Here is a 17764-nt window from a genome sequence, read left to right on the forward strand (position 1 = left end):
TTGAGTGTGCTCAACGCGGCGATGTACACCTCTTCCCGATGATCTTGCTCGTAGCGCCATGTTGGGCGCCCAACATGGCGCTACGAGCAAGATCATCATGGTGGAGAGACAGCACGGGGTTGATGGTGTCGGTGGGCCGGTACCCGGGGCGGGAGCCGGTACCGGGGGTGGAAGTGGTGCCGACACCCCCGATGGGAGCCACTCCGGCCCCGGAATGTGGCTCCGGGTGGGGGTCGCGGTGTTTCTGTCCTTGGGCATGGGGATATCCCCACAGGACACAGGGCCCTTGGGGTCTGACACCCAACCGGGGGTGTTCTCGTCGGGGTGGGGTTCCACCTGGCGGAAACGGGCGGTGGAAGCGGATGGTGGTGGTTAGGGGCGGTGGCTGGGGCTGGCTCCCCCTCACCATCCCCGGACCCGGCTTCTTTTCCCGCTTCTTGGTGGTTCTGGGCGTGGTGGTGTTCCCAGATCTGCCGGTTCACCTTGGCCTGTAGCCGGTGCTTGAGCCGATTGTGGGTCGAGCACAGGATCTGCATGTTGTCCGCGCTCGTGGCCCCGCCGTGGGAGAACGGGACGATGTGGTCGTACTGCGACCAGCTACGCGGCATGTCGCAGCCCTGGTGCCACTCGCAGTAGGGCTTCTTGAACCCGGCCGCTTGACGGACCGGATCGGGGGCGCACCGCTGCTTGCGCCCCACATCCAACAGAGTCCGACCCTGGGACCGGCGCAGCCAACTGTGGGGGGTCAGGTGGGCCACCATCTGATCGGGCAACACCACACCATCCTCGGTGGTGGCCGGTTCAGTGGTGCCGTCTCCCAGGAAGGGCTTGAGGGGGACGGTGATGTTCAACGTGGCCAACGGTTGGCGGCTCAGGCTGGAGCAACCCCGGTGAGTCAGAGCGGTCTCGAAGATCCGCATCATCGCGTCATAAGCGCGCTGATGCTTCGGCATCGCCGCGTTCTCCGGCCCATACGGCTCGGTATAAGCCTGCAGAGCGGCCTGGATCAGCTCGTTGTCGGCCCCCGCCCCTACCCCCACCCCATCCGCCTCCATCCCCGAACATGACGATGCCCTGGCAGGGAACCCCGCCAGGGCATCGCTCCTTCGTGCGTTCTTTCCTACGTCTGTAGGCGCATCACTACAACTTCGAGGCGGACGCCTCATCCAACCAGAACACCGTCTTCTCGCTGCCCTTCACGCCCGCGACAGGTGCCTCGTCCACGCTCGCACCCGACAGCCCCAGGCGCACCGCTTCGGACTTGGACTCACCCGAGGCCAGTACCCACACCTGGCGCGCCGAGTTGATCGACGACAGGGTCAGGCTCACCCGGGTCGGCGGGGGCTTGGGGGAGTCGTGGACCGCCACGGCGGCGGCCCCGTCCTCGCGCACGCCCGGCAGGCCCGGGAACAGCGAGGCGACATGCGCGTCCGGCCCGAGGCCCAACAGGCACACGTCGAAGGCGGGCACAGGCCCCTCGCCTCGCGCGGCCACCGACAGCGCGGCCGAGTAGTTGGTCGCCGCGCGCTCGACCTCGGCGAGGTCGGTCCCGTCGGAGGCCGGCATCGGGTGCACGTTGTCGGCCGGGATGTCGATGTCGTCGATCAGCGCCTCACGGGCCTGGGTCTCGTTGCGCTCGGCGTCGCCCTCGGGAAGGAAACGCTCGTCGCCCCACCACAGGTGCACGTGGGACCACTTCATAGCGCTGGCCTTGGCCTCGTCGCGAAGAGCCGCGAGGGTCTGGATGCCGACCCCACCGCCGGTCAACACGAGGTGGAAGTCGCGCTCCTCCGTCTCGGCGCTCACGATCAGCTTCGCCAACCGTGACGCCGCGCTCTGCGCCAACTGTGCGGCGTCGTTGGTGCGGACGATCTCCGGTTCGCTCATCTCAAGCTCCGCTTCCAGCGAGCATCGGCCCGAGATGGCGGGCCGCGTTCGCGTACGTTTCGTCAGGGTCCAGGCGGCGCAGTTCCTCGGCCAGCGCCGTGGCGGCACCGCGTCGGGCCAGGGCCACCCTCTGGTCGGGCTGGGAGAACCTGCTCAGGGTGGCCACACGGCCATCACGTCGGGAGATCACGATGTCCCCCTGGTCGGTGGTCAGACTCACCTCGGTCAGCCCAGGGCCGTCCGAGGCGTGGCGCTCCACCGAGATCTCCAGGCGTTCGGACAGCCAAGCCGCGAGCAAATCGGCGCTCGGATAGTCGGGTTCGGCCGTCACCTTGGCCCCGGTCACCCACCCGCAGGGCTGGTCCATGACGCTGGCCAGCAGTGAGCGCCATGGGGTGAGCCGGGTCCAGGTCAGGTCGGTGTCACCGGGACGATAGTGGGCGACCCGGTCCATCAGGTCGCGCAGCGGGTCCGGGGCGCGCAGGGCGTCGGTGATCCGACGTTGGGCGAGTCGGCCCACCGGGTCCGAGGCGGGGTCGACCGGCCCCTGTCCCGGCCACCACACCACCACGGGCGCGTCCGGTACCAAGAGCGGCGTGAGCACCGAGTCCGGGTGTTCGCCCAAGGGCCCGTACAGGCGCAACAGCACCGCCTCGCCGGGTCCCGAGGTGCCCGGTCGACGGATCTCGGCGTCGATGGTGGGTTCGGCCTTGGGGTCACGACGAACGAGCGCCACCACCCGCGAGGGGTGTTCGCGCCCGGCCTCGGTGGCGGCCCGTACGGCGTCGTAGTGGTCGGCCTCGTCGGTGACGATGACCAGGGTGAGCACCATGTTCATGGCACCGCCACCGACGCTGAGCCGTTCGGCCATGAGCGCCTCGGTGATCTCCGAGGTGGTGGTGCGCGGCAGGTAGAGCGTCATCTATTCCTCCCGACGGTCACGGACGTCGCCACTGGCGGCCGTCCCTGGCGAGCAGTTCGTGGGCGGACTCCGGACCCCAGGTGCCCGAGCCGTACTGTTCGGGCTTGCCGTTCACGGCCCAGTACTCCTCGACCGGGTCCAGGATCCGCCAGGACAGCTCCACTTCCTCTTGTCGCGGGAACAGCGGCGGGTCGCCGATGAGCACGTCCAGGATGAGTCGTTCGTAGGCTTCGGGGCTGGCCTCGGTGAAGGACTGCCCGTAGGTGAAGTCCATGCTCACGTCGCGCACCTCCATGGAGGTGCCCGGCACCTTGGAACCGAACCGCAGGGTCACGCCCTCGTCCGGTTGGATACGCAGTACCAGGGCGTTCTGTCCCAGTTCGCTGACGTCGGTGCGGGAGAACATCTGCTGCGGCGCGGCCTGGAACACCAGCGCCACCTCGGTGACACGGCGGCCCAGACGCTTGCCGGTGCGCATGTAGAACGGAACGCCCGCCCAACGGCGGGTGCCCACGTTCACCTTCAGCGCCGCGTAGGTCTCGGTCACCGAGTCGGAGGGGATGCCCTCCTCTTCGAGGTAGCCGCGCACCGCCGCGCCGCCCTGCCACCCGGCGGCGTACTGGCCCCGGGCGGTACCGGTGGCCAGGTCCTCGGGCAGGGTGACGGCGGAGAGCACCTTCTCCTTCTCCGTGCGGATCGCGTCGGCGTTGTAGGAGACCGGCTCCTCCATGGCCACGAGCGCCAGCAGTTGCAGCAGATGGTTCTGCATGACGTCGCGAGCCGCGCCGATACCGTCGTAGTAGCCGGCGCGACCGCCCACACCGATGTCCTCGGCCATCGTGATCTGCACGTGGTCGACGTAGCTGCGGTTCCACAGCGGCTCGAACAGGGTGTTGGCGAAGCGCAGCGCCAGGATGTTCTGGACCGTCTCCTTGCCCAGGTAGTGGTCGATGCGGAACACCGCCGAGGGCGGGAAGACCTCGTCCACGACCTGGTTGAGCTCTTGGGCGCTCTCCAGGTCGTGCCCGAAGGGTTTCTCGATCACCACCCGGCGCCACGGGGTGATCCCGCCCGGCCCCGAACCCTCCTCGGCCTGGGCCAGACCGGACCGCTTGAGCTGGGTGACCACGGTCGGGAACAGCTTGGGCGGCAGCGACAGGTAGAACGCGTAGTTGCCGCCGGTACCGCGCTCGTGGTCCAGTTCCGTCACGGTCCGGGCCAGCTCGTCGAAGGCCTCGTCGTCGTCCAGGTCGCCCTGCACGAATCGCACGCCCTCGCTGAGCTGGCGCCACACGTCCTCACGGAACGGCGTGCGCGCGTGTTTGCGCACGGCCTCCTGCGCCACCTGGGCGAAGTCCTGGTCCTCCCAGTCCCGGCGGGCGAAACCCACCAGACCGAAGCCCGGCGGCAACAATCCCCTGTTGGCCAGGTCGTAGATGCCCGGCAGCAGCTTCTTGCGCGCCAGGTCACCCGTGACCCCGAACAGGACCAGGACACTGGGCCCGGCGATCCGGGGAAGTCGTCGGTCCAGGGCGTTGCGGAGCGGGTTGGGTACCGCCCCCGGCATCACCGGTTCTTTCACGGTCTCTTCTCTTTCCGATGGAGAGTGGCCGGTGCTTCGGTGGTGTGCTCGCGGGCCGTTCCGGGGCCGTGCGCCGGAACGGCCCGCGGTGTCAGCCGAGCTTGTCGAGCTTGGCCGACAGCGCCTCCAGGAGGCTCTTCCAGGAATCGACGAACTTCTCGACCCCTTCCCGCTCCAGGACGGTGAACACGTCGGTCAGGCTCACTCCGGCGTCCGCGAGGGCGGCGAAGTCGTCCTGGGCCTGCTCGTAGGTGCCCAGAACGGTATTGCCGGTGATCCGACCGTGGTCGGCGGTCGCGTCCAGGGTGGCCTGCGGCATGGTGTTCACGGTGTCGCGGGCCACCAGGCCGGTGACGTAGAGGGTGTCCTCCAGCGCCGGGTCCTTGACGCCGGTGGACGCCCACAGCGGACGCTGTGGCTTGGCGCCCTGCTCGGCGAGGGCCCGCCACTCAAGCGAGGAGAACACCTCGACGTGGGCCTTGTAGGCCAGGCGGGCGTTGGCGAGCGCGGCCCTGCCGGTCAGGGCGAGCGCCTCGTCGGTGCCGATCGCCTTCAGACGCTTGTCGACCTCGCTGTCCACGCGGCTGACGAAGAAGGACGCCACCGAGTGGATCTTGGACAGGTCGTGGCCGTTGACCCGCGCCAGCTCCATGCCCTCCAGGAACGCGTCCATCACCTGCCGGTAGCGCTCAAGGGAGAAGATCAGCGTGACGTTGACGCTGATGCCCTCGCCCAGGGTCCGGGTGATGGCGGGCAGACCCGCGGCCGTGGCGGGGATCTTGACCATCAGGTTGGGCCGGTCCACCAGCCACCACAGGGCCTTGGCCTCGGCGGCGGTGCGCTCGGTGTCGTCGGCCAGACGCGGGTCCACCTCAAGGGACACACGGCCGTCCACGCCCTCGGTGGCGTCGTAGACCGGACGCAGGACGTCGGCGGCCCACCGGATGTCGTAGGCGGTGATGGAACGTACCGCCTCCTCCACCGAGACGCCCCGCAGGGCCAGCTCGTGGACCTGCTCGTCGTAGGCGTCACCCTCGGCGAGGGCCTTGTCGAAGATGGTGGGGTTGGAGGTGACGCCGACCACGTGCTTGGTCGACATCAGCTCGGTCAGATCGCCGGTCCGGAGACGTTCGCGGCTGATGTCGTCCAGCCAGACCGAAACGCCCTCCTCGGACAGGTCCCGGAGTGCGTTGCTCATGGTGTTCCTTCTTCCACTGGAACGAGGTCCGCCGCGGGGCTCGACCGCGGCGGACCCCTTGATCACTTGCCGGACTTGGCGAGGCTCTTACGAGCCGCTTCGACGACCGCCTCGGGCGTGAAGCCGAACTTCTCGTACAGGACCTCGTAGGGAGCGGAGGCACCGAAGTGCTCCAGGCTCACCGATTCGCCGGTGTCACCGACGTAGGCGCGCCAACCCATGGCGATGCCGGCCTCGATGGACACGCGGGCGCGCACCGAGGAGGGGAGCACCTGCTCGCGGTACTCCTCGTCCTGACGGTCGAACCACTCCACGCACGGCATCGAGACCACACGGGTGGGCGTGCCCGCTTCCTGGAGGGACTTGCGCGCGTCAAGCGCGATGGGCACCTCACTGCCGGTCGCGATGATGATGACCTCGGGGGTCTCGCCGTCGGCCTCGGCCAGCACGTAGCCGCCCTTGACCGCGCCCTCGGCCGACGCGTACTCCTGTCGGTCCAGGACGGGCAGGTTCTGGCGGGTCAGCGCCAGCGCGGACGGACGGTCGGCGTTCTCCATGATGGAACGCCACACGACGGCGGTCTCGTTGGCGTCGCCCGGGCGGATGACGTCCAGCCCCGGGATGGCGCGCAGCGACCACAGGTGTTCGACCGGCTGGTGGGTGGGGCCGTCCTCACCCAGTCCGATGGAGTCGTGCGTCCACACGTAGGTGATGCCCAGCTTCATCAGCGCGGCCAGGCGGACCGCCGGACGCATGTAGTCGCTGAAGACCAGGAACGTACCGCCGTAGGGGCGGGTCGGGCCGTGCAGGGCGATGCCGTTGAGGATCGAACCCATGCCGTGCTCTCGCACACCGAAGTGCAGGACGCGCCCGTACGGGTTGCCCGGGAACATCTCGCTGGCGCGCTCGAAGGGCAGGAAGGACGGCTCGCCCTTGGGCGTGGTGTTGTTGGACCCGGCCAGGTCGGCGGAGCCGCCCCACAGCTCGGGCAGCACCGGGGCCAGGGCGGAGAGCACCTCACCGCCGGCCTTGCGGGTGGCCATGCCCTTCTCGCTCGCCTCGAAGGTGGGGATGGACTTCTCCCAGCCCTCGGGAAGACGCTGGGAGACCAGGCGGTCGAACAGCTCCGCGCGCTCGCCGGCGCTCTTGTGCCAGGCCTCGAACCCGACCTTCCAGGCGTCGTGCGCCGCACGGCCGCGGTCCACGGCCTCGCGGGTGTGCTCGATGACGGAGTCCTCGACACCGAACGGCTCGTCGGGCAGGCCCAGGATCTGCTTGGTGGCGGAGATCTCGTCGGCGCCGATCGCGGCACCGTGGATGGCGCCGGTGTTCTGCTTGTTGGGCGCCGGCCACCCGATGACGGTGCGCAGGCGGATGAAGGTGGGACGCTCGGTCTCGGCCTTTCCGCGCAGGATCGCCTGGTGGAGGGCCTCGATGTCCTCGACGTATTCGCCGGTGGCGGTCCAGTCGACGTCCTCGACGTGCCAGCCGTAGGCGGCGTAGCGGGCGGCCACGTCCTCGCTGTGCGCGATGCGGGTGTCGTCCTCGATCGAGATCTTGTTGTCGTCCCAGATCATGATGAGGTTGCCCAGCTGCTGGGTCCCCGCCAGGGCGCTGGCCTCGTGGCTCACGCCTTCCTGGACGTCACCGTCGGAGCAGAACGCGTAGATGTGGTGGTCGAAGGGGCTCGCGCCCGGTCCGGCCTCGGGGCTGAACAGGCCGCGCTCGCGGCGGGCGGCCATGGCCATGCCCACGGCGTTGCCCACGCCCTGGCCCAGCGGGCCGGTGGTGGTCTCCACACCGGGGGTGTGGCTGAACTCGGGGTGGCCCGGGGTGCGGCTGCCCCACTGGCGCAGGGACTTCAGGTCCTCCAGCTCCAGGCCGTATCCGGCGAGGTAGAGCTGGATGTACAGGGTGAGGCTGGAGTGACCGATCGACAGGACGAAGCGGTCGCGGCCGGCCCACTCGGGGTCCGAGGGGTCGTGCCGCATGATCTTCTGGAACAGCAGGTAGGCGGCGGGAGCCAGGCTCATCGCGGTACCGGGGTGACCGTTACCCGACTTCTCAACCGAGTCCATGGCCAGTGCCCGGACCGTGTTCACGGCGCGGAGGTCGAGGTCCGACCACTCCAGAGTCTGCGGGGTGTGGGCGTTCACGGACTGACGTCCTCCTTCTCGGGCACCCGAACCATCCGGCGTTCGGGGCGGTGTGGGGTCGTGTGTACTTGTCGGTCGCCGGGCACCCCGGTGACGGCCCACCGGTGGGGGTGGGCCGAAGGGGTGTGGAGGGTGAGAACGGCGCTGTTTGCGAGCCTATCGTCCGTGTCGAGACGTGTCGTTGGGCGACACCTCCTCTTACCCATGGGTAACGGAAGCGTGGCACGTTGGTGGCATGGTGAGGCGTGTGCGAACCTTCCTTACACTCGCCTTACCCCCGCGGCCGCTCGTCATGGGGCGAAGGTCACCTGACGGGTGGGGCCTCGTTCCCAGGGGGTTGGTCATCGGCCCGTTCAAGGAAGTACTACAGTATGTCGTTGACGGGGTTTTCGCTGATCCTGACGGTTTGTCGGTCCGCTCGACCCCGCGTGGCGAGCAGTGTTGAAATTCCCGAAGAGTTGTCGAGGTATCCGCGTGTCTGAAACCGAGCCGGCCCCGTGGGGGACAGGAGTGCTTTCGGCCGTGGGGACGCGGTACTGATGGCGCTTACCAACCGTTCCCCTCAGGTCGGATCGTCCACCCCGGAGGTCCCCCGCAAGGCCTCCCTGGGCGAGTACGTCCGCGCCTATGTCGCGCTTTCCAAACCCCGCGTCATCGAGCTGCTGCTCATCACCACCATCCCGGTGATGTTCGTGGCCGCCGGTGGTGTGCCGCCGTTGTGGATCGCGGTGGCCACCCTGCTGTTCGGCACCATGTCGGCGGCCAGCGCCAACGCGATGAACTGCTACATCGACCGCGACATCGATCGTGAGATGCGTCGCACCCGCCAGCGTCCGGCCGCGATGGACCTGGTCACCCCCAAGGGGGCCCTGGTCTACGGGCTGATCCTGGCGGTCGGCTCCACGGTCGGGTTCCTGGCGTTCGTCAACGTGCTGTCCGCCGTGCTGTCGCTGTTCGCGATCGGGTTCTACATCTTCGTGTACTCGATGCTGCTCAAGCGGCGCACCGCGCAGAACGTGGTGTGGGGCGGCATCGCCGGCTGCATGCCCGTTCTCATCGGTTGGGCCGCGGTCACCAACAGCCTCGACTGGGCGCCGTTCGTGCTGTTCCTGGTGGTGTTCTTCTGGACACCCCCGCACACCTGGACCCTGGCCATGCGCTACCGCGAGGACTACGCGGCCGCCAAGGTACCGATGCTGCCCGTGGTCGCCAGTGACCGCCGGGTGCTGCTGGAGTCGGTGCTCTACAGCTGGGCGACCGTCATCGTCTCCCTCGCCTTCTGGCCGGTGGCCGGCACCACCTGGTTCTATGGCGCGGTCGCGCTGATCCTGGGCGCCCTGCTGGTGTTCCAGGCCCACCGACTGCTGAGCCGCTCCAAGGCGGGTGTGACCGGTGCCAAGCTCAAGACCATGGGCTTCTTCCACCTGTCCAACGCCTACCTGGCGCTGCTGTTCTCGGCCGTGACCATCGACCCGCTCCTGGCGGGCGTGCTCGGCTGAAAGCCGACCTGATAGACGACGACGGCGCCCGTTCCCAACGAGGAACGGGCGCCGTTTCCGTCGCGCGGGTCGATGGCGCGGGGCGGCTCAGGCGGATCGACGGCGCAAGATCAGCACCGCCGACCACACCACCAGGGTCACCAGCAGCAACGCCAGGGGGACGTGCGCTTGAAGGGGGCCGTAGGTGCCCAGTGCCGCCTGCGGGAAGCCCACCACGAACGCCCCCAGACTGAGCAGGAGGACCGTGCGGTCGGTCCCGGGGCCCCGGCCTCGGGAGGACCACAGCGCGCCCGCGGCGAGCAGTTGCGCGCCGGTGGTCACGTGCACCGCGAGCGCCCCGGCGTAGTGGAACGGCAGGGCGTCCAGGTTGTAGGTGATCAGTTGGCCGGCGGTGACGAACTCCCACAGGAGCACGGCCAGCGAGGACAGGACCGCCACGCGCAGCACCCACTCCCAGGCGCTGACGGGCCGGGTCCGGGCGGTGTCGTTCGGGGCCATGGTGGGACCTTTCCGGGTGGGTCGGGTGGGACTGCCATCCTGTCGTACACGGACGGCCCCTCCGAGGTGATCTCCGCAGGGTGGAGGGGGAGTCGGCGTCGCCGGTGGCAAGCGCTACGATCTGTGCTCATGCCCCGACTCGACAGCAAGGCCATTCTCCAGGGCCGCAGATCCCGTTACTCGATGACGCTCATCCTGGGCATCACCATCAGCGTGGTGTGCATGATCGGCATGCTCGGTTACCTGTGGCTCCTGGCCATGGCGGGGGGTGCGGCCGTGGGGATCGACGGGGCGGTCGGCTTCACGGTGAGCCTGGTCGCGGCCATCGTCCCGGTCACCATCCTCATCCCGCTCATCCTCCTGCTGGACCGCATCGAACCCGAACCCGGGTGGGTGCTGTTCTTCGCCTTCGTGTGGGGGGCCGGAGTGGCGGTCGTGGCGTCCTTCCTCCTCAACACCTGGGGCATCGCCTACCTCATGGTGCCGTTCTTCGGACCGGACCTGGGCGACTTCCTCGGCACCTCGCTGGTGGCCCCGGTGGTGGAGGAGAGCGCCAAGGGTCTGGTGCTGCTCATCCTGCTGTGGCGACGCCGCCACGAGATCGACGCCTTCACCGACGGCGTGGTCTACGCGGGCATGGTGGCCACCGGCTTCGCGTTCACCGAGAACATCCTGTACTTCCTCAGCGCCTTCTTCGACGGCACGCTGGTCGCCACCTTCGCCATCCGCGGGATCATCGCGCCCTTCGGCCACCCGCTCTACACCGCGATGATCGGTATCGGTGTCGCCTACGCGGCCATGCGAAGCGGGGGACCGCGCTTCCTCGCCCCCATCGCCGGCTGGGTCCTGGCGGTGCTGCTGCACGGCATGTGGAACGGCGCGACCCTCTTCGGGTGGGGCGGTCTGGGCGTGGCCTACCTGGTGCTGTTCGTGGTGCTCTTGGGCATCTTGGGCATCGCCCGCCAGGACCGGCGCGACCAGATCACCGCGATCGCCCGTTACCTGCCGCCCTACATCTCCACCGGCCTGGTGACCCCCGCCGACATCACCATGCTCGGTTCCATGCAGGGCCGACGCCAGGCCAGGGATTGGGCGGCGCGCAACGCCGGCGCCCGCGGGCGCACGGCGATGAAGGACTACCAGTTGGCCGCCACGGAGCTCGCGTTGCTGCACCAGAAGCTGGACGCGGGGGTGGCCCGCAAGGACTGGAAGGTCAACCGCGACGCGTTCCTGGCCCTGATGCACGTGGCCCGGGACACCTTCCTGGGGCGGCTACCCCAGCCGGTCACCCCGGGCTGGGCGGAGCGCCCCACGGACTCGGGTTTCATGCGACGCGCGGACTTCGCGCACGTCATCGCCCAGGCGCGGGCTCAGCAGGACTACGTTCCCCGTCATGGCCAGCCTCAGGGCCGGCCTCCGTACCCGCCTCGGTACTGATCCGCTCCTCCGCCGGGGTCAGCCGGGTGGTGGCGAAGTACAGTCGTGCGATCGCCACCCAGGTCAGCGCCGAACCGAGCACGTGCAGCACCACGAGGGTCTCGGGCAGTTCCAGGGCGTACTGGGTGTAGCCCAGGGCACCCTGGAGCAGCACGATCACCAGCAGCGCCACGCTGCTCAGACGGGCGGGCCGACCGGCGCCGCCCCGGTAGGCGAGCAGGACGGCGGCGGCGCTGCCCATCAGGGCCAGCCAGCCCAGGACCGAGTGCACGCGGGTGACCGCGGGCAGGTCCATCTCCCAACGTGGGGCGGCCGCGTCGCCGCCGTGCGGGCCGGTGCCGGTGACGACGGTTCCGGCGATGAGCAGCAGGAAGCCGACCACGACCAGGGCGATGGCCACCGTGTGCAGCATCGGGCCCACGACGACCTTGGGCGTTCCCTCGGACTCCTGGCAGCGCACGTACAACGCGACGGTGATGAAGACCATCACCATGGACAGCAGGAAGTGGGCGGCGACCGAGGCCGGGTGCAGGTCGGTCCAGACGGTGATCCCGCCGACCACGGCCTGACCCAGGACACCGATCGGGATGATGGTCGCCAGCCGGACCAGGTCACGGCGGCGCGGGGTCGACCGCAGCACGGCGATCAGGGTGATGACGCCGACAGCCAGTACCAGGAAGGTCAGGGTGCGGTTCCCGAACTCGATGGCGGCGTTGAAGGCCGCGTGCCCGGTGTCGATCGGCACGAAGCTGTCGGGGGTGCATCGGGGCCACTCCGAGCAGCCCAGCCCAGAGGAGGTCACCCGGACGGTGGCGCCGGTGACGGCGATCCCGGCGTTGACGACGATGTTCCCCAGCGCCCAAGCGCGCAGCGACCTCTGCGTGGGGGCCCAGATGCTCCTGGCGAGGAAGACGAGCGCGAGTACGCCCAAGACGGCCAGGGCGACCTGCCAGCCCCAGAGGGGGACTCCCAGCAGGACGATGTCCTCCAGCTCGTCCGCCGCGAGCGAGGTCATGGTGGGGAGGGTCGTCGTCGCGGCGACCGGGGAATCAGACATACGACAGACTGTAGTACATCGTCGTGGCAGCGCTTACACGACCCCGGAGAGCCGTGCCACCTGCATCGATGGGGCGGGATGGCATGGAAAGGGTCCCGGGGCGAGCCCCGGGACCCTGGGTCATCCGACCCGGATCAGTCGTTGTAGTTGGCGATGCACTGGTTCAGCAGGTCGAGGTTCAGGTTGATCAGGCCCAGGGTGCTCTGCTCCTTGATGCACGCCTGGTAGACCTCGGACTCGGAGTGGACGCCGGCGGTCGCGGCTCCGGCGCCCGCTCCGAGCAGACCCGCGGTGAACAGAGCGGCGATCGCACACTTGGTCATGGTTCGCATTGCTTGCCTTTCGAACGACTACAACGGCTTGGGCGCGCTGCCCACCAGCCCTGATAGCCCGTAGTGCATGCATGGAAACTCTCTGTGTCTATTTTTTGTGTCGTCTTGCTGTTCCGGAGAGGAAGCAAAGACGCGTCGACGGGGTCAGGAGCTCGAAGGAGAGGAGGTGCGGGTCGAACCGGCGCTGGCCACGATCACACAGACCACCGCCAGCCACTGCCACACGCTCAGCAGTTCACCGAGCAGGACCAACCCCACCAGGGCGGCGGCCGCCGGTTGCAGGCTCATCAGCACCCCGAACACCCGTGGCGGAATCCGACGCAGCGCGTTCAGCTCCAGCGTGTAGGGGACCACGGAGGAGAGCACGCCCACGGCCAGTCCGAACAGCAGCAGCCGCCAGTCGAGTAGCGCGGCGCCGCCCTCGGCGATCCCCGCCGGAGCCAGGACGATGACCCCCACCACACTGCCGATGGCCAGTCCGGAGGCGCCGCTGAACCGCTGACCCGTCGCCGCGCTCAGCAGGATGTAGCCGGCCCAGGCGACCGCGGCCAGTACCGCGAAGAGCACGCCCAGCGGGTCGAGCGATCCGAACTCCACGCCCAGGGCCGCCACGCCGAGCCCGGCCAAGCCGGCCCACAGAAGGTCGACGCGTCGACGTGAGCCCAGGATCGCGATGCTCAGCGGGCCCAGGTATTCGATGGTGACCGCGATGCCCAATGGAATGCGGGCGAAGGCCTGGTAGATGAGGAAGTTCATGCCGGCCAGCGCCACCCCGTAGCCGATCACCACCATCCAGTCGGTGCGGCTCCGGGCCCGCAGCACCGGACGCGCCAGGACCACCAGGACGACCGCGGAGGTGAGCAGACGCAGCCAGACCACCGCGGCGGGCGGCAACGCCTCGAAGAGGTTCTTGGCGAGACCGGCGCCGGTCTGCACGGAGACGATACCGATCAGGATCAACCACACCGGTGGCATCGAGTCGAGTACCGCGCCGGGGGAGAGGCGGGACGTACTGGTGCTCATGATGAATCATCCTACGTTTTGCGGGGTGCGGCCCGCCGCCTCGGCCCCCTCAGCCCCCTCGACCTCGGTCGCGTCCGAGCGTTCGCGCGGACTCCAGACGAAGGCCAGCAACAGCAGCGACCACGCGATGACCACCACCGCGGGTTGCAGGAGCGTCATCACCAGACCGATCACCGTCAGGTCGCCCTCTCCGGTGAGCAACTGCACGCCGATCCACAGGAACGGCAGCGCCGCCGCGAACAGGTTCACGACCAGGGCGGTCCACGCCAACCCGGCCCGGGGCGGACGTCGCCACCACAGGAGGGCACCCCCCACCAGCACGAGGAACAGGGGCGGGCCCAGATAACGGACCACGATGAACCAGGGCACGCCGATGCTCTCCATGTCGGGAACCCTATCGGGGAGGTTCGAGACACGACCGGCATGGTGTGAAATGGTTCGGTCCGTTCCCGGATGACCCCGTCCCCGCTGGAGAGTCCCACGATGTCCCGCTCCCGACGTAGAGCCCGCACCCGCACCGCCCCCGACGGCCTGCCTCGGTGGCCGATGGTGGCCGGGGCGCTGGCCTTGCTGTTGGCGGTGGTGGTGGGTGGCTACACCGGCGGGATGTTCTTCGCCGAGACCACGTCGCAGGTCGAGGAGATGACGGTGACCTCCGGGATCCTCGTCGAACCCTCCGGAGCCCCCGAGCCCGAACCCTCAGAGGACCCCGAGCCGGAGGAGAGGACCCACCCCGCCGGTCTGGACCCGGCGGTCACCTACGCCCTGTTGAACGTGAACGGCGAACGGGCCCTGGACGTCGCGGGCGGCTCCACCGACAACGGGTCCCACGTGCACCTGTGGGACCGCCACGACGAACAGAACCAGCAGTGGAGGTTCGTCCCTGTCGAGGGCGACTTCTACGAGATCGTCGGCGTGGGAAGCGGCAAGCTGTTGGAGTTCCCCGCCGAACCCGACCCCGAGGCAGAGCCCGCGGCCACCCTGCTCACCCGCACCGGTGAGCCCAATCAGCACTGGACCGTGGTCGAGGCCGGTGACGGGGTGGTCCGCCTGGTCAATCGGGCCTCGGGCAAGGCCCTCGAAGGGCAGGGCGGCGCACCGGACAACGGCACCCTCGCCGCCCCGGCAGAGGACGGTGGCCACCCCCACCAACAATGGCGCCTGGCGCCCCTGGGCTGACCCGGACCGGCCCCGATCCCCGGATCAGGACAGCAACAGGGAGCGCACGGTCCGCCAGGTGACCTCGTCGGCGGCGTTCAACAGGCCCAACCGGTCGTCGCCGGGGTGGTAGGGGTCGCCCTCGGGACGGAGGGCGACCCCACCGGCCTCGGTGATCAGCAGGCCACCGGGGGTGTGGTCCCAGGGCAGGGTCCGGTGGTAGAGCACGAAATCCAGCTCGCCCTCGGCCAACCGGGGGTAGTCCACCCCGGCGCAGGAGGCGCCCGGACCCACCTCGGCGAACCGGTCCACGGCGGCCTCGACGCGCTCTCGCGCGCTGGGGGACAGGAACCGGGACTGCACCGCTCCGCGCATTTGCGCCGGATCGGCCGGCGCGGGCTCTCGACGCAGCCGACGCCCGTCACACCAGGCTCCCGATCCGAGTTCGGCCGTGTACACACGGTCCTGGGTCGGGCGCAGGATCCACGAGGCCACGGCCCGGCCCTCGCGGACCAACGCGGCCATCACCGCGAAGTCCTCCGAGCCGCGCACGAAGTTGCGGGTGCCGTCCAACGGGTCGACCAGCCACGCCGCCGGTTCGTCGGTCAGGGCCCGGAGCAGTTTCGGGTCGGTGGAGGCGGCCTCCTCGCCCACGACCGGAACGTCCAGGAGCTCGCGGAGCCTGCGGGTGATGGCGGCCTCGGACTCACGGTCGGCCACGGTGACGATCTCGCCGGGGGCCTTCTCGGTCACCTCGTTCCGGCCCAGGGACCGAAAGCGCGGCAGGATCGACTCCTGCGCGGCCTCGCGGAGGATCTTGGTCACGGCGTCGATGTCGATCGTCATGGCCGACAGCCTACGACCGAGCGACCCCCGCTCCGGGCCCCGGGCCCGGGGTCACTCCCAGCGGAACAGACGCGAGGCCAACAGGCCGCACACCAGGCTCCACGCGACCAGGACCAGGAAGGTGCCCGCGGCCGGCGGCGCACCGTGCGCGAGCGACTCGCGCAACCCCGAGGCGAGCGCGGTGATCGGCAGCACCGAGACCGCCTGCTCCATCGGGGCGGGGAAGTTGCTGGTGGGGAAGAGTACACCGCCCAGACCCAGCAGGAGCACGTACACCAGGTTGGCGCCGGCCAGGGTCGCCTCGGCGCGCAGGGTCCCCGCCATCAGCAACGCCAGTGAGCTGAACGCCGCGGTGGCCGACAGGACCAGGACCAGGGCGGCGAGCACACCGGTCGGGCTCAACGTGGGGTTCCAGCCCAGCAGGACCGCGACCACGCACAGGATGGTGATCTGGATGGTCTGCACGGCCAATACGGCCAGCGTCTTGGCGGCCAGCAGCCCGAACCGGGACAACGGGGTCGCGCCCAGTCGCTTGAGCACGCCGTATCGCCGTTCGAAACCGGTGCCGATGGCCAGCCCGGTGAACGAGGTGGACATGATCGCCAGGGCCAGGATGCCGGGGGTGAGGGCGTCCACCCGGGCGCCTTCGCCCACGTCCAACACGTTGACCAGGCTGAAACCGACCAGCAACAGCACGGGGATCACCATGGTGAGCAGGAACTGCTCGCCATGGCGCAGCATCACGCGCAGTTCCATCCGGGCTTGGGCGGCGACCATGCGCCACATGGGCGCGGCACCCGGCGCCGGAGTGAACAGCCCGGGATCGCCCGAGAGGGTCGGTGTGTCTGAGTCGGCGACGGTCGCGCCAAAGGTGTGCTCGGTCATCATCAGTCGCGCAGTTCCCGGCCGGTGGTTTCGAGGAAGACGTCTTCGAGGGTACGCCGTCGTACGCGCAGGTCCTCGGCGAGGACGCCGGCCGAGGCGCACCAGGCGGTCACCGTGGCGAGGAACTCCGGGCCCAGGTCATCGGGGTCGTCGGCGGTGACGGTGTGTTCGTGTCGGCCGCCCGCGAGCGTGGTGGAAACGGTCCCGCCCTCGGGCAGGGCGGCGCGCAGGGCGTCGACGTCGATGGGGGCCTCGGTGGAGAAACGCACGTCGCGGCGGCGGCCGGTGAGTTCCTCCGGTGTGCCCTCGACGACCACCGCGCCGTGGTCGATGATGACGACGTGGTCGGAGAGGCGCTCGGCCTCCTCCATGTGGTGGGTGGTGAGGATGACCGCGACGCCCGCGGTGCGCAGCGCCGACACCAGGTCCCAGGTGGCCATGCGGGCCTGGGGATCCAACCCGGCGGTGGGCTCGTCGAGGAAGACGATCTCGGGGCGACCCACGACGGCGCAGGCCAGGGACAGGCGTTGCTGCTGTCCGCCGGACAGGCGGCGGAAGGGGGTGCGGCCGGCCGAGGTCAGACCCAACCGTTCCAGGAGCAGCTCGGGATCGATGGGGCTGGCGTGGAAGGAGGCCATGAGGCGTAGCCACTCACCGGCGCGGGCACCGGTGGGCACGCCACCGGACTGGGGCATCACACCGACCCGGGGCTTGAGCTCGGCGGCGTCGCCGATCGGGTCCAGACCCAGTACGCGCACGCTCCCACCGTCCGCGCGGCGAAAACCCTCGCAGATCTCGATGGTGCTGGTCTTGCCCGCTCCGTTGGGGCCGAGCAGGGCGGTCACCGCGCCCGGACGCGCGGTGAACGAGAGGCCCGTGACGGCCTTGGTGGAGCCGTAGTGCTTCACCAGGTCGACGACTTCGAGGGCGGCTGTGTCCATGGGGCCTGAGTTTACGTGCGCTCCGTGATGGGGCCTCACCACCCCGCCCGGAGCCGGAGGGCGGGGGTACACGCGGTGTCGGAAGGGAACGATGGTGCATAATCACTCCGTTGTGCACCAACGGTGCCCGATCCATCCCATGTCGAATGAGAGTGTGACCGTATCGTGGGATCGGCGTCTTGCCATACAAGACGAACGACCGAACTCGACGAACGGGGATATCGGTCACACGGGTCGCGTCGGCGCGAAATCCCAGATTAGGCAAGCCTGACCTTCGTGACGAAGCGCATGGGGGCGGGTTTGCCTAGGTGGACTTATTTACGGCACACTGATGTTGTCTAAT

General features: G+C 69.2%; 17 protein-coding genes. 3 read left to right on the forward strand and 14 right to left on the reverse strand.

Annotated features, from left to right (window positions below; translation table 11 throughout):
- Positions 1–95: 95 nt before the first annotated feature.
- The 6 genes from ABZ717_RS21065 to tkt all read right to left on the reverse strand — a co-directional run bounded on the left by ABZ717_RS21065 (position 96) and on the right by tkt (position 7745).
- Positions 96–578: an HNH endonuclease signature motif containing protein gene (locus ABZ717_RS21065; RefSeq protein ID WP_358513202.1), complete on the reverse strand. Its 483-nt coding sequence runs from the start codon at positions 576–578 to the stop codon at positions 96–98.
- A 562-nt stretch (positions 579–1140) separates the two neighbouring features.
- Complete coding sequence (pgl, locus tag ABZ717_RS21070) at positions 1141–1887, reverse strand: 6-phosphogluconolactonase (RefSeq protein WP_358513121.1); 747 nt, start codon at positions 1885–1887, stop codon at positions 1141–1143.
- Between the two features lies 1 nt (position 1888).
- Positions 1889–2809, reverse strand: coding sequence for a glucose-6-phosphate dehydrogenase assembly protein OpcA (locus ABZ717_RS21075; RefSeq protein ID WP_358513123.1), 921 nt, complete (start codon positions 2807–2809; stop codon positions 1889–1891).
- Positions 2810–2825: 16 nt separating this feature from the next.
- Positions 2826–4376 carry a glucose-6-phosphate dehydrogenase gene (gene zwf, locus ABZ717_RS21080; protein ID WP_358513204.1) on the reverse strand — a complete coding sequence of 517 codons (1551 nt, stop codon included), beginning with the start codon at positions 4374–4376 and terminating at the stop codon, positions 2826–2828.
- Positions 4377–4482: 106 nt separating this feature from the next.
- Positions 4483–5589 carry a transaldolase gene (gene tal, locus ABZ717_RS21085; RefSeq protein ID WP_358513125.1) on the reverse strand — a complete coding sequence of 369 codons (1107 nt, stop codon included), beginning with the start codon at positions 5587–5589 and terminating at the stop codon, positions 4483–4485.
- Between the two features lie 62 nt (positions 5590–5651).
- Positions 5652–7745: a transketolase gene (tkt, locus tag ABZ717_RS21090; RefSeq protein WP_358513127.1), complete on the reverse strand. Its 2094-nt coding sequence runs from the start codon at positions 7743–7745 to the stop codon at positions 5652–5654.
- A 539-nt stretch (positions 7746–8284) separates the two neighbouring features.
- Here tkt and ABZ717_RS21095 point away from each other — a divergent pair.
- Positions 8285–9244 (forward strand): heme o synthase, encoded by a 960-nt coding sequence (locus ABZ717_RS21095; protein ID WP_358513129.1) that lies wholly within the window; start codon positions 8285–8287, stop codon positions 9242–9244.
- 87 nt (positions 9245–9331) lie between these two features.
- Here the strand turns inward: ABZ717_RS21095 and ABZ717_RS21100 are convergent, their stop codons facing one another.
- On the reverse strand, positions 9332–9742 hold the full coding sequence (locus ABZ717_RS21100) for a hypothetical protein (RefSeq protein ID WP_358513131.1): 411 nt from the start codon (positions 9740–9742) through the stop codon (positions 9332–9334).
- 129 nt (positions 9743–9871) lie between these two features.
- Between ABZ717_RS21100 and ABZ717_RS21105 the strand changes: the two genes are divergently transcribed.
- Entirely contained in the window at positions 9872–11179 is a 1308-nt protein-coding gene (locus tag ABZ717_RS21105; RefSeq protein ID WP_358513133.1) for a PrsW family intramembrane metalloprotease, read from the forward strand.
- On the opposite strand, the gene ABZ717_RS21110 is transcribed toward ABZ717_RS21105, so the two are convergent.
- The 4 genes from ABZ717_RS21110 to ABZ717_RS21125 form a co-directional block, all read right to left on the reverse strand.
- The gene (locus ABZ717_RS21110) at positions 11094–12236 is read right to left on the reverse strand and encodes a COX15/CtaA family protein (RefSeq protein ID WP_358513135.1); all 1143 of its coding nucleotides are present in this window, start codon (positions 12234–12236) and stop codon (positions 11094–11096) included. The genes ABZ717_RS21105 and ABZ717_RS21110 overlap by 86 nt on opposite strands.
- 134 nt (positions 12237–12370) lie before the next feature.
- Positions 12371–12568, reverse strand: a complete 198-nt coding sequence (locus ABZ717_RS21115; RefSeq protein ID WP_358513137.1) for a hypothetical protein — start codon at positions 12566–12568, stop codon at positions 12371–12373.
- Positions 12569–12712: 144 nt separating this feature from the next.
- Positions 12713–13591, reverse strand: coding sequence for an EamA family transporter (locus ABZ717_RS21120; protein ID WP_358513139.1), 879 nt, complete (start codon positions 13589–13591; stop codon positions 12713–12715).
- Between the two features lie 6 nt (positions 13592–13597).
- On the reverse strand, positions 13598–13975 hold the full coding sequence (locus ABZ717_RS21125) for a hypothetical protein (protein WP_358513141.1): 378 nt from the start codon (positions 13973–13975) through the stop codon (positions 13598–13600).
- Between the two features lie 99 nt (positions 13976–14074).
- Here ABZ717_RS21125 and ABZ717_RS21130 point away from each other — a divergent pair, with 99 nt between their 5' ends.
- On the forward strand, positions 14075–14770 hold the full coding sequence (locus ABZ717_RS21130) for an RICIN domain-containing protein (RefSeq protein WP_358513143.1): 696 nt from the start codon (positions 14075–14077) through the stop codon (positions 14768–14770).
- 24 nt (positions 14771–14794) lie between these two features.
- Here ABZ717_RS21130 and ABZ717_RS21135 read toward each other — a convergent pair whose 3' ends face one another.
- From ABZ717_RS21135 to ABZ717_RS21145, 3 genes are read right to left on the reverse strand one after another with little or no spacing between them, the layout of a single operon-like run.
- Complete coding sequence (locus tag ABZ717_RS21135) at positions 14795–15595, reverse strand: inositol monophosphatase family protein (protein WP_358513145.1); 801 nt, start codon at positions 15593–15595, stop codon at positions 14795–14797.
- A 51-nt stretch (positions 15596–15646) separates the two neighbouring features.
- Positions 15647–16480 (reverse strand): ABC transporter permease, encoded by an 834-nt coding sequence (locus ABZ717_RS21140; protein ID WP_358513206.1) that lies wholly within the window; start codon positions 16478–16480, stop codon positions 15647–15649.
- A 2-nt stretch (positions 16481–16482) separates the two neighbouring features.
- Complete coding sequence (locus tag ABZ717_RS21145; protein ID WP_358513147.1) at positions 16483–17421, reverse strand: ABC transporter ATP-binding protein; 939 nt, start codon at positions 17419–17421, stop codon at positions 16483–16485.
- Positions 17422–17764 lie beyond the last annotated feature (343 nt).

Source organism: Nocardiopsis sp. NPDC006832, from assembly GCF_040635885.1.
In the GTDB taxonomy this organism is placed as follows: Bacteria; Actinomycetota; Actinomycetes; order Streptosporangiales; family Streptosporangiaceae; genus Nocardiopsis.